This window comes from Rhodoferax sp. AJA081-3 (assembly GCF_017798165.1).
Taxonomy (GTDB): Bacteria; Pseudomonadota; Gammaproteobacteria; order Burkholderiales; family Burkholderiaceae_C; genus Allorhodoferax.
On the sequence record NZ_CP059068.1, the window covers coordinates 3,471,592 to 3,484,471 of the forward strand.

The following is a 12,880-nucleotide window of genomic DNA, read 5'->3' on the forward strand; positions in this document are numbered from 1 at the left end:
GTCTTATGCCTTACATCACACTGAAGAACCGACTGTGCCCATGAGCCATTTTGATCGTGTACTTATTGTTGCCGAACACGCTTCTGCAAAGTTTGGTGGCGAAGCGATCCTACCCCTGCACTACTACCGGGTACTGCGTGCACGCAATGTCCCTGTGTGGCTGTTGGTGCACGAACGTACCCGCGAAGAACTCACTGCGCTCTATCCGCGAGACGAATCGCACCTGCTGTTTGTGCCAGATACTTGGCTGCACAAATTTCTATGGCGGGTCAGTCAATGGCTGCCCACACGATTGGCCGGGTTTACAACGGGCTTTGCAATGCGCATAGCAACCCAATTGGTGCAAAGACGCCTAATCAGAGAGCTTGTTAAGAAAGAGGGTATTACAGTCATTCATCAACCCATGCCTGTATCACCCAAAGAGCCTTCACTACTATATGGCTTTGGGGTGCCAGTTGTCATTGGCCCAATGAATGGCGGTATGGACTACCCTCCTGCATTTAGGCAGATGCAAAGTAGAGTTGAGCGGTTTTCCTTGGCACTTGGTCGTGCTTCGGCGAACATCATGAATAGGCTCATCCCCGGCAAACGCAAAGCTGCCTGCCTGTTGGTCGCGAACGAGCGTACTAGGCGTGCTCTGCCTTCCTGTGCGGCATCTACGAGGTGCGAGGTACTAGTAGAAAATGGCGTAGACCTAGCCCTTTGGCAGGGCTCGGCCAAATCTGCAAAAGTGGTCCCGCCCCCAAGTGCGGTGACCCACTTCGTGTTCATGGGGAGACTTGTAGACTGGAAAGCCGTGGACCTCTTGCTAAGTGCTTTTGCACATGCAGCTAAGTCATGTTCTATCTCTCTTGAGATTGTTGGAGATGGGCTACAGCGCGATTCCCTAGAGAAATTCGCGAAGACACTTCAGTTGAGTGGAGCCCATAGAGAGTCCGGGAAAGTTCACTTTGCAGGTTGGCTCGGGCAGGCTGAGTGTGCGAGTTACATTCACGATGCCGATGCTCTAGTGCTACCGAGCTTATTGGAGTGCGGTGGCGCAGTGGTGCTCGAGGCAATGGCGATGTCGCTGCCTGTAATTGCGACTAACTGGGGTGGCCCAGCCGACTATCTTGATGTGACCTGCGGCATCTTAGTAGAACCCTCAACGCGGGAGGCGTTCGTCGCAGACTTTGCTGAGGCTTTAAGAGAATTCGCTGAGTCCCCAGAAAAAAGAATAGCTATGGGTTTGGCTGGACGAAGAAAAGTATTGGATCAATTTGATTGGGAAGTAAAGGTTGATAACGTCTTGAAGATATACCAGGCGGTTGCACAAAAATAGGTTTTGAAAATCAGTTCCGAGCTCTGTTCGCCTGATTCGTGTTCGTTGAAAGTAATTTACTCGTGGCTTGGTAACCACTGGGCTCGGGTAGCCCTATCAAGATCCCCATGGAAAGGCGGAGGAATGAACTGCTGTATTAGCGAAGCATCATTAGTTAAAGTATTCAATCGAAACATGGAGGAAGCTGCGAATGTTCACTAACCATTTGAATATCAAATTATTCATTCCTGTCTTGAGCCTGTGGGTATCGGCATGTGGCGGCGCACAGTCAGTAGGTGCGAGTTTTAATCCAGTTGAAGTTCCGCAAGCGGTGACACCAGAGCAGAAACAACGAGCCGGTATTGGTATTGGCGGACTTAGCTACTGGGACGGTAGTTTTGCGATGGCTGATGTGGCTCGGCAGGCGCAAGTACGTGGGATGGACTGGTCGAATGACTTGGCTGTCGATTCCGATGGAAATCCACTTAAGGATTTTCAACTCATCTACTCAGCGCACAAAATTGGTGCAGGAACCTACAAGTTAAGTTTCAGTGGCCGTGCCACACTCTCTGCAGGCGGAGCCGGTAGCGTACAAAACCTAAGCTACGATGCAATCAATAACATCACGATTGCTGATGTTGTGCTGGCCAATAACGTCACTGGAAATGTTTGGCTCGCTTTTAAAGACACATATCGCAATTCTACGTCCGCGAAAGGTGACGGGCTTACGAAAATTAGATTGTGGCGCCCAGGGTATGCGACCGACGGCTCTGCTCTGTTCACTACCGAGTTTGTGGAAGCAATGAAGAAGTTCAGAGTGTTGCGTGGGATGGATTTTGTAAGCGCTAACTCAAACTCACAAAGCAGTTGGCAGGATCGCACCAAACCCAGTTTTTTTGGTCTTACGGGCAATAGGGGGCAATCTTGGGAGTTACTGATTGCATTGGCCAACGCAACCGACCGCGATGTGTGGCTTAACGTGCCAGTAAAAGCTGACTCAGACTACATTAGAAAGCTGGCGCAGCTTGTGAAATATGGAAGCAACGGTGATCAGCCTTACACCAGTATGCAAGCCAAGCCGTCATACCCACCGCTGAAGCAGGGGTTAAAGGTGTATGTGGAATATGGTAACGAAATATGGAATGCAGGCGCAGGATTTTATGGGTTTGGCTGGGCTTTGGCTCTTAGCAATACAAGTAGGGGGGATACTAACCACCCTATCGCATTTGACAGGGCAGAGACCAACCAATACACAGCCCTTAAACGGTGGATTGCGTACCGTTCGGCAACCATAAGTTTGACGTTTAGAGACGTATTCGGTGACTCGGAAATGATGACAACTGTACGCCCAATCTTGGCTAGCCAAGTGGGGAACAGGAATCAATACTTATCGGCAGGATTACAGTGGGCGCAGGCGTTTTATGGGGAAGTGCGTCAAACTGAGCCACGTAACCCAATCGCGCGTAAGCCAAGTGATATCTGGTACGGAGGCGGTGGCGCTGCATACTACGGAGGTAGTTTTGATCCCAAGGATATCAATGCCGCGACCATGGACATGTATTTCGCAAGTTTGCCGACGGAGGCCTTCGCCAGGGATTCAATCATTGATTCAATTTGGACACACGCATACGGTTTGAAGTATGTTGCCTACGAAGGAGGGCCTGGGCCGGGTGGAAGCGCATTGGGCTCTACGGCAGATGCTGCTATTTCGCCCAATTTCAATAACGATCCTCGCATGAAAGATCGCATGTTGATTGCCCAGGAAATTTGGGATCGGGCGGGTGGCGACGAATTGGTGTATTACGTATACAGCGGTTCATCGCCTTGGAGTTTTTCAAATGACTTAGTGCAGCAAGTAGTTTCTGACACAAGTTCAATTAAGTTGCAGGCGATTGATGCGATCAATGCGAAACCTAAGCCTGACGTAACCCTAGGAAGCACAGTGCCTGGAGTCATTAATTTGAAAACCCCCGCTTCACAGGTAATAGGTTCAGACGCGGCCCCTTGGGCGTTGGGTGGAACGGTTTACTTGTTGCGGTCCACAGGCACAACGCCTTACTTGCTTGTGCCAATCAGGGCAGCATCGCCGGGAAACTATAAAGTCTCTCTTAACGTCAGCTCCAAGGTTACTGGATCAGTCGCGTTGTTTGTCAACGGGGCTACTAGCGGTTTGATAAAACTAGCACCCGATATAAACAACACCGTCACCGTTAGCTCCAAAGTGTCGGTTGCCTTGCCTGCGGGCCTATCGGTTTTGCGACTAGACAGCCCACAAGGCTCTGGCGATATCTTTGTCAAAGACTTGGTGGTCGAGTAAGGTCAGCACGCATCCATTCCTCTCGAGTTCGACGCTTCTTGCACGTAAGTGCCTGATCTTATTAATGACTGACTTCAATCCGCAGACTATAAATTGGGTCTCATCAAGTTTTGCGAAGTCTATTGGACAAACCCCAATGCGGCAAACAATGACTACTGAGCAGACGTTCTCTCGGTCCTTTGGTTTATCGGGGCGGTTGCCGTCTAGTGCTTTGTGCCAAATACATTATTTAGGACATGCATGTCTAATTGAGCTCCGGACATTGGCCGCTTGAGCGTGCCGTTCCCCAGTTCCAGTTCGTGCTGACTTTGCACAATAGAGGCATCTAATTCGATGTTAAGCTGAAACTCCCAAGGGGTTGTCCAGCTACAAACTATTTCCATGTTACGTTTGATTCTTGAAGTTTATGGCCATCTGAGCACACGCCGAAAAACACAGTGCTTTTTGTTGCTGGGACTAATGTTGGCCGGGGCCGGGGCCGAAGTGTTCACTCTGGGCGCAATCGTTCCCTTTTTGGGCTTGCTAGTGAACCCTGGTATTGCCGACCAGCAGCCTATTGTGGCTGCCGCGCTGGACGCAGTGGCGCCGTGGGTGGGTGGTACTCGACTAGCGGCCGCCTCACTTTACTTTGCGGTGTTTGCTGTACTGGCGGCCATCCTGCGGCTAACGCTCAACTGGGCAAGCATGCGATTTGTGTTTGCCGTGGGGGCGGATTTTGGCCAAGCAATTTACAGTCGGATATTGCAGCAGCCGTACAGCTACCATCTGCAGCGCAACAGCAGCCAAACCCTTGCTGCGGTGGAAAAGGTGGGGTCCATGGTGATGGGCCTGATGGCGCCGATGATGCAGGCCGGCATTTCCACAGTCATGGTGAGCGTTATCTTTTGTGCCTTGCTATGGGTCGATCCAACCGTGGCTTTGGGCGCGGGAGTAGTGTTTGGTGGACTGTACCTTGGTATCAGCGCATGGGCTAAGCGGCAGCTGCGCGCGAATGGGCAGTTGATTGCAGACAAAAGCACCTTAAAAATCAAGGCACTGCAAGAGGGGTTGGGTGCCATTCGTGATGTGATCATCGATGGCAACCATGCCGTTTACACGCAGCACTTCAGCCTGGCAGACCGAGCCCAACGTATGGCGCAATCCAAAAACTTGGTGTTAGGCAATAGCCCAAAATACATTGTTGAAAGCATTGGCATGGTACTGTTTGTGTTGTTGGCTTTATGGATGGCTAGTGGCGCCGGTGGCGTGGGCCAAGCCGTTCCTACCTTGGGTGCTCTGGCTTTAGGTGCGCAGCGCCTTTTGCCATACATGCAAAACATTTACAACGGGTTGGCTAGTGCCCGCGGTAACACGGCGATAGCAGAGGAAACGTTGGCCCTACTCCAGCTGCCGCTTCCCTCGTCACAAGTGGACGCCGAGCGTAAAACTGCGGCGGCATTGCCGCAAGGTGATGCAGCGGCCTTGGAACTCCACGACGTGCATTTTGCCTACGCCCCCGAGAGTCCTCCGGTACTTCAGGGCATCAACCTTGCCATCCCCAGAGGGGCGCGAGTTGGATTTGTTGGCACCACGGGCAGTGGCAAAAGCACGTTAATTGATTTAATTATGGGCTTGCTCCCCCCGACTTCAGGCGAAATATTGGTGAACGGACGAGTGCTGCGTGCGGAAAATGTTGGTGAGTGGCAGCGGCGTATTGCGCATGTGCCACAAGCTATCTTTCTAACAGACAGCTCGTTGGCAGAAAATATTGCGCTCGGTACGCCGCGCAATCTTATCGATCAGGCGCGACTTGAGTCAGCAATTAGGCAGTCTCAGATGGCTGAAGTGGTGCGGCGCTTGCCACATGGTCTTGAAACGCGCGTGGGTGAAAGGGGGATTCAACTCTCGGGTGGGCAAAGGCAACGTATTGGTATTGCAAGGGCGCTTTACAAGACGGCAGACATTTTAATTTTGGATGAAGCCACCAGTGCACTTGACAGCGAAACAGAAAAATTGCTTATGGATTCTATTTATCAAAACAATCCTAAGGCAATTATTTTGATGATTGCGCATCGTCTTTCAACGCTTGATCGTTGCGATTTTATTTGCAAAGTACAAAATGGTAAGGCAGAAATTTCTTGAGCAAAAATATTAGGTTGGATTGGTTGATATGAATATTATTTCCAGTATTTATCGTCGGCTTTATGAGTTGTACCTTGATCTGTTCTGTAAATATTCATTTGCCCACGAGTTTGGCCCAGTGCCAGCAACAATAAGCAACAAAGAGTTTTTTGTTGTTACTATGATCAAAAATGATGAGATCTTTATTAAGCCTTTTGTCGAGTACTATACTAAATTAGGTGCCTCACATATATTTTTCATAGACAATGGTTCAACCGATTCGTCCGTGTCAATCGTAAAGAAATACCAAAATGTTTCTGTTTACAAAAACAGAATGCATTTTGCAAAGCATCAGTGCAGAATTAGAAGGACATTTCTTAAGCGATATCTCTGGGGAAGCTGGGTTTTGTTTGTTGACTCGGATGAGCATTTTTATCCAGCAGGACCTGGTACTTCGTCTATGAATTCAATTTTGGCCCATTTGAATCAGCATGGGTATACCGCACTTGCCGCTTGTATGATCGACGTGTTGCCGCGCCGCGTTAAAGAGGGCGACAGCCGTAAACTTGCTGATTTCTGTCTTTACCAGAAAAATTCAATAGAAATAACCCCCTATCCAATTGGTGAGTATTATTGCAGAGGCAATGTTGTACCTATCGGAGTGAATCTCTACAGCGGTGGTATACGAAAAATAATTAATCCTGAGGGTGAATATTATTTGATTAAGCATCCACTTATGTTTCTCGGGGGCCAAATTGTACCGTTCACACACCCTCATTTCTGTGCCAACGCCAAACTTGCTGAATTTGTGCTTCCCCTTTTACACTACAAGTTCTTCGGGGATATCGCTGCAAAAATACACGATGCTATTTTGAGTGGAGAAAGATCAAAAACATGGCTGGTGGAGAATGAGTACTTTTCTAAGAACAGTATTCAAGCGCATGTGGATGTGGTTTCTGATGTGGTTCCTGTAGATGTGGGTGAAATATATGATTATCTAAATAGATCTTCTTGAAGTCTTTTATATAGTGAAGTTGTGAGCAACATCGACGATGATTACCTATTTAGTCGGGCATTGTTTTTCGTTGTGTTTTTAAGTCTTTTAATTGAAGTTTAGTTTGGGGTTTTGCATATGAAAGTAACAGTCATCGGCACCGGCTATGTCGGCCTAGTTTCCGGAACTTGTTTGGCAGAGCTGGGAAACGATGTGGTGTGCTTAGATGTAGACGCTGACAAGATACAGGTGCTGCTGGATGGGGGCATGCCTATTTATGAGCCCGGGCTGCAAGACCTGGTGCGCCGCAATGTCGCTGCTGGGCGCTTGCACTTCACCACTGATGTGGCGCTGGCGGTGCACCACGGCACCATCCAGTTTATTGCCGTGGGCACACCGCCTGATGAGGATGGATCCGCAGACCTGCAATACGTGGTGGCCGCTGCCCGCAGCATTGGCCGCCACATGACTGACTACAAAGTTATTGTGGATAAAAGCACTGTTCCTGTAGGTACGGGCGAAAAGGTTAAAGCGGCTGTGGCGGTAGAGCTCGCAGCGCGGGATGTGGGCACCCCCTTTAGCGTGGTGAGTAATCCCGAGTTTTTGAAGGAAGGCGCCGCGGTAGAAGACTTTATGCGCCCAGACCGGATTGTGCTGGGCTGTGATGATGACCAGGCCGTTCAGTACATGCGGGCACTCTACGCACCGCTACAGCGTAACCACGATCGTTTGATTGTGATGGATATTAAAAGTGCAGAGCTCACCAAATATGCCGCCAATGCCATGCTCGCCACACGAATCAGCTTTATGAACGAGCTGGCCAACGTAGCCGACAAGTTGGGTGCGGATATTGAGAGCGTGCGCAAGGGAATAGGTAGCGACAGCCGCATTGGATACGACTTTTTGTATGCCGGCTGCGGCTATGGTGGCTCTTGCTTTCCCAAAGACGTAAAGGCCCTGATAAAAACCGCGCAAGACGATGCAGGCATTGGCCTGAGAGTGTTGCAAGCGGTAGAAGATGCCAACAATGCTCAAAAACACGTGCTGAGTGGCAAAATTAAAGGGCGCTTTGGTACTAGCCTAGCCGGCAAGCATTTTGCACTGTGGGGGCTTGCGTTCAAGGCTAACACCGACGATATGCGCGAAGCTGCCAGCCGTGAAGTAATTGCCGATCTACTGGCCGCTGGTGCTACGGTTACCGCCTATGACCCAGTGGCCAAACACGAAGCCGAGCGCATTTATTCCGGTGAGGCGAGACTTGGCTATGCCGAAAACCCCATGCTGGCCCTTGAAGGTGCCCATGCACTGGTGATAGTGACCGAGTGGAAAGAGTTCAGAAGTCCGGACTTTGATGCCATCAAAGCCAAACTCAAAACCCCGGTCATTTTTGATGGCCGCAACTTATATGACCCCAAACTGGTGCGGGCGATGGGACTGGAGTATCACGCGATTGGGCGTTAAGTATTCTTCAATACTACGTGGTGAGTTCTATGTGAGATCGCAATAGATTACGATTTCCGTTGCATCGCGATAGCCAATTTATTAAATTCCCAACCATCCGACCAAATACCCTTTAAACCCATACTGGGCACCTTCAGGGCTCCGAATATGTTGCCGGCGACGGGGTATCTGCCGGATTCAGGAGCAATGTAGATGCAAAAAATGGCGGCAGTCGCTCAGATTTCGCATGCTCTATAGCATTTTTGCACGAAGTCATTTAGGGTTCATGTGCACTACACTCCAATTTATAAGGAGGATTCAATAGGTTTTGCAATTGCCTTCATTTGAAATTTATTAAGAACTCTTCTGCAAGGTGTTTCGACTAAATAATAAGAACCCAATCCAAAAATAAGTGCTCCCAAGAACATAGTGGGCATACCAAATTGTGGTATCAAGACATAAAATGGTTGCTGCCAAATGTAGAGTGAAAAGGATGCAATGCCAAAGTATCTAAATAGAGGGTTCGATATGAGTATTTTGAGTAAACTTGGCAGCCGATCTAAAAATGTTACTGAGACAGCTAGTGCGGTAGTGCCAGCACTGTATTTTATGGCATCAGGAATAATATTAAGTGAAAGGACAAGTGCCGCGATAAACAACAAGATTATGACATTCCCCGTTATCCTATCAAACCACATGGGTTTGTCTAAATATAAGCAATACAAACCACAACCCAACAAAATCCCCGCCGCGCGAGTATCTGTTTTCCAGTAAACATCGTAGTAGCTTTTAGCTTCAACCAGTGATTGATAAGCGCCATTAAGCATGCAAAATACCGCCAAGGACAAAGAAATTTTCCAGGGTGTTAGCTTTATTCTTCGTACGACGAAAGCGAGTACGCCTAGAAAAATATAAGTATGCTCTTCAATGCACAGAGACCACGTGTGATCTACCGCAGCTCCAAAGAATCCGGCATTACGAAGATAGTTATAAGTGAACGTTGCTGCAGCAATTGCTGATTCAGGTCGTATTGTTATATCAGGTAGATACTGGGAAGCAAAATAACATATCAATATAAACACATAAAGTGCCGGAATAATGCGAGAAAATCGTCGCCAGTAAAAGCGAAGTAAATTCTCTTCACGTACAAAAAGTATTTCACCCATCAGCCTGCCAGACAACACAAAGAAGAGTTCAACTCCGAATCGGCCCAAATTAATATAAGGCAGTGACAGGAAGTGGCCAGCTAACACTGCAAGTATTGCCATGCCGCGCCAGCCGTCAAGAACTTCATTTCTATTCAAGGTATTCTCCTAACGGTCTAGCCATGTTTACGTTGAAACTGATCTTGGCCTTGAGCTGGGTAGTTCTTAGCCCATGATTTATGCAGCCTAATTACGCTGTGCCGCATGCCAGCGTTTCTCGTATTGCATAGGACCGAGGTAACCTAGCGTTGGTTGCAATCGACGGTGATTGTAGAAGGCCATCCACAGCTCATCACGGCATCCATGGCCTCGTGTCTGGTGGCGAGTTTCCTGCCGTACAGGCTTGCTGTCTTCAACCGTCCCCAGATGCTCTCAGTCTAGGCGTTGTGGCAAAACGCCGAGCCCGACCATTAATTGCCCGTCCTGCCCATTGATTAGCGCACGTCCAAGCCCTTAAGAGCGTTCTGGAATTTATGGTTGCAGTACTGCCTTCCCCGGTCGCTTTGGAATATCGGGGGGATTACCCATGGGCGCGTGGCGCCCGCATTGACAAGCGTATTGCGCCAAATCGTCATACAACGAAAGCCCATGTGGTGCAGGCGCCCAGCTGGGGCACGGAGATTGACTTCGATGTCGCGCAGGGATAAGCCGGACGTAAGCTGGGCAAAGGCCATGACGAAGAACTGATCAGGACACGAGAAACTTTGACGTTGTGTTCCCCTCGGAGCTTGGCCACACAGCGGCGACACGTACTCAGCGGCAGATGGACCATGAGTTGCATAAATACGCACTTGCCTTGGTGCACGGAGATATTTGCGGAGTTCCGCTCAAAACCTCCAAGTCTGACTTTCAACGTTCAAATCGAGACCAGACTGAGGCTAGAAACGGCAGCTCACGACCCGCATTAGCTCGCTGACCGAGCACCGGCGCGGGGGTACGAAGATTTGGCACACTCACCCAAGTGGTGTACACAATCGCCGGCCAACGGGATCCATTTGCTGCACAGGTCTGCAACAACGAATACAGGTGGTGATCGTCGGGCCATAAGGCAATCGCAAGAGTGATCTGGCGCAAGCATTTGGGCACTGTGCAGCGCGCCAGGGTGTATTGCCACACATGCAACGCTTGCGCAAAGCCTGAACGTGGCGCGGGCCACAGAGGCCTGTGAGCGCAAGCTGGCCCGTCAGGCGAAGGTCCCATTGTTGAAAGGTAAAGACCTCGGTCTGAATCCGCTGCGGGCCACGTTTTATGAGGATTTACAAGACCTTATCTCAGCGCGATATGAACGCACCGCCACGGTGTTGACCATTAATCTGGACTTTGAGGAGTGTAAAAAGTCATTTGCGGTAAACCGACTGCTGGGTTCGGCAAACTGGATCGGTTAAGACACAACGCCTATTACCTAGAACTCGATAGCCAGTCCTACCGGGCTCCGCAGTTGCTGCTGAAATCAGGAAAAATCGTCACCAAAAAGAGACAAAATCCAGCATTGATTGACCCCATCGGGGTGTCGCTTTAAATACCTGTATGTGGCTCCATCACAGCAGTCTGTGACAGCTACTCTGCCGCTTGCCCGCTGTGAGCTGCACTCGCATCACCCTATAAAGGATCAACGCCATGAAACACATCAATCCGTGCTAGCGAATGCGCTCGGGCAGGCGGTGGTAAGCCGGCCCGATCTCGATGTCAGATTAGAGCACCCTAAAGCCGCGCTCAATATCGGCCAGATTCTTGTAGCGCTGCACCACCTCAACAGATGGGAAACTTATTCAAGGTTGGGTCGTCGGGCCATGATATCTCTTTCAGTCGTGGGGCCTAAGGGGAGGGAGGGGCTCCGGCTGCCTGCCAAGAGCCAATAAAGAATTCCCGGAACCGAGAACCGCCAGGTTCAATGCACAGGGAAATTACAGAAAGGATGTTGTGCTAACTGTATGGGCAAATACTTCCGTGAAAACTACTACTATTACATGATTAATCATCATGGTTGGTTTGTGGCAATCTAGCTAAAAGGAAGGGATTCGCGCTTTTGTCTTCACAAAAACTTTTCAATGAATGTCGAGAAAAGGATGAACACGGTTGCGCTCTAAGTTGCTTGCAACATAGTTCGGTTGTAGGAAGCATTTTGTAGATCGAAGTATTGGGAGTTAAATGAAGTCAAAAAAAATACTAATAATTAGTGATGTTTCTAGTTATATGAAGGGCGGTGTTCCCTCGGAAACTAGGCATCTTATTTTAGGTTTACACAAACGCGGCTTCGCGGTCGCACTTGCGGCTAATGCAATACTGTGTCAACCGGATTTAGCTGAATTTTTGCAGTTAAAGTTCCCGCTGGATCAAAAAAAGATGAGTGACCTTGAGAAATTTTGTGCAATATTTAATCCAGATTTAATACACGTTATTGCGATGAGCTCATCTGGTATTTTTAAGCTGGAGCCGTTTCTAAAGAAATACAACTGGGTACTAACAATTCACTCTGTTCCACCACATGAGCGAATATTGCGATATTTTCATGCTACTGATGAGATTCACTACGCCGCTCGGTATCTGCGATTTATATTTAACACAATCGCTTGGCGGCTCATGTTTTTGCGAATTTGGGACGTTAAAGTCATTGTGCATAGCCAGTATGTTGCGGAAGCAGCATTAAACACTGGAGCGAATAAAAATAATATACACATCGTGCCTCTGCCATTTGTGCCTTCGCAATATGCGCTTGATGCGTCACCTAGGCTTAAAGTTAACGCGGACTTAAGAATAGTCTCGATTGGTGGTTTGGCCCACACGAAGGGGCAGCATGATTTAGTTAAGGCAATCGCAGTTATTAAAAAAACACTCGGAAAGGTAAATTGTAAATTTATAGGCGAAGTAAGGGATAAGTCTTACTATAAGTACTTGCAAAAGCTGGTTATTGATCTTGATCTAATTGAGGACGTGGAAATTCATACCGAACTGAATGATGCGGAAAGAGATGTTTTGCTTTCTAACTGCGATGTGTACGTACAGCCGTCACATGAAGAAGGCTTCTGTATTGCTTATCTGGAGGCGGCAGCCATTGTTCCGCGCTTGGTGGGCACAAGTACTGGCGCAATAGTACTAGTTAGTGAGGGCGATCTTGGTGCAAGAGTGGTTCCCATATCTAGTTATGAATTGTTGGCTGGAGCAGTATTAGATGTTGCCCGTGCAGTACTGTCGGATAATCACATGCTCATGCGGCGAGAGCGCTTAAATTCAATTTTTGGTTTGGAGCGCTATCTGGATACGACTCAGGTCATTTACTTTGACGAGTCTGCTGATAAAAATAAACTTGCTACTTACTCGTAAGGCTTAATTCTGACGACCGTTCCGCTAAATTTTTAATATGTTGGTATGTATATTGAGGTTGGCCGTGGTTATGATTGCGGGTGTCGATCTGATTTAAATTGATCGGCTGTTGATTAGAACCTGATTACTCGCCATATCAAATGAAAACTAATCCGAAGAAGGTGTGGCGTAAAATTCCTACTGGTTCAGCTGCAACTCTTAGG

At 48.6% G+C, this 12,880-nt stretch carries 8 protein-coding genes and 2 pseudogenes; 7 read left to right on the top strand and 3 right to left on the bottom strand.

Annotated features, from left to right (window positions below):
* The first annotated feature begins 40 nt into the window (after nucleotides 1-40).
* The 5 genes from HZ993_RS16290 (at nucleotide 41) to HZ993_RS16310 (ending at nucleotide 8,172) form a co-directional block, all read left to right on the top strand.
* Entirely contained in the window at nucleotides 41-1,321 is a 1,281-nt protein-coding gene (locus HZ993_RS16290; RefSeq protein ID WP_209393793.1) for a glycosyltransferase family 4 protein, read from the top strand.
* A 190-nt stretch (nucleotides 1,322-1,511) separates the two neighbouring features.
* Nucleotides 1,512-3,617 (top strand): hypothetical protein, encoded by a 2,106-nt coding sequence (locus tag HZ993_RS16295; protein ID WP_209393794.1) that lies wholly within the window; start codon nucleotides 1,512-1,514, stop codon nucleotides 3,615-3,617.
* A gap of 381 nt (nucleotides 3,618-3,998) precedes the next feature.
* Nucleotides 3,999-5,738 carry an ABC transporter ATP-binding protein gene (locus HZ993_RS16300; protein WP_209393795.1) on the top strand — a complete coding sequence of 580 codons (1,740 nt, stop codon included), beginning with the start codon at nucleotides 3,999-4,001 and terminating at the stop codon, nucleotides 5,736-5,738.
* A gap of 28 nt (nucleotides 5,739-5,766) precedes the next feature.
* Nucleotides 5,767-6,732, top strand: a complete 966-nt coding sequence (locus HZ993_RS16305; RefSeq protein ID WP_209393796.1) for a glycosyltransferase family 2 protein — start codon at nucleotides 5,767-5,769, stop codon at nucleotides 6,730-6,732.
* A gap of 117 nt (nucleotides 6,733-6,849) precedes the next feature.
* Nucleotides 6,850-8,172, top strand: a complete 1,323-nt coding sequence (locus tag HZ993_RS16310) for a UDP-glucose/GDP-mannose dehydrogenase family protein (protein WP_209393797.1) — start codon at nucleotides 6,850-6,852, stop codon at nucleotides 8,170-8,172.
* A gap of 284 nt (nucleotides 8,173-8,456) precedes the next feature.
* Here the strand turns inward: HZ993_RS16310 and HZ993_RS16315 are convergent, their stop codons facing one another.
* The gene (locus HZ993_RS16315) at nucleotides 8,457-9,455 is read right to left on the bottom strand and encodes an acyltransferase (RefSeq protein ID WP_209393798.1); all 999 of its coding nucleotides are present in this window, start codon (nucleotides 9,453-9,455) and stop codon (nucleotides 8,457-8,459) included.
* An 87-nt stretch (nucleotides 9,456-9,542) separates the two neighbouring features.
* Nucleotides 9,543-9,874 (bottom strand): annotated as a pseudogene (locus HZ993_RS24615) (transposase); the annotation flags it as partial.
* Nucleotides 9,875-10,498: 624 nt separating this feature from the next.
* Between HZ993_RS24615 and HZ993_RS16325 the strand changes: the two are divergent.
* Nucleotides 10,499-10,741, top strand: a complete 243-nt coding sequence (locus tag HZ993_RS16325) for an ATP-binding protein (protein WP_209393800.1) — start codon at nucleotides 10,499-10,501, stop codon at nucleotides 10,739-10,741.
* A 189-nt stretch (nucleotides 10,742-10,930) separates the two neighbouring features.
* Here the strand turns inward: HZ993_RS16325 and HZ993_RS16330 are convergent.
* Nucleotides 10,931-11,107 (bottom strand): annotated as a pseudogene (locus tag HZ993_RS16330) (IS1634 family transposase); the annotation flags it as partial.
* Between the two features lie 397 nt (nucleotides 11,108-11,504).
* Here HZ993_RS16330 and HZ993_RS16335 point away from each other — a divergent pair.
* Nucleotides 11,505-12,677 carry a glycosyltransferase family 4 protein gene (locus HZ993_RS16335; protein ID WP_209393801.1) on the top strand — a complete coding sequence of 391 codons (1,173 nt, stop codon included), beginning with the start codon at nucleotides 11,505-11,507 and terminating at the stop codon, nucleotides 12,675-12,677.
* Nucleotides 12,678-12,880: the final 203 nt, after the last annotated feature.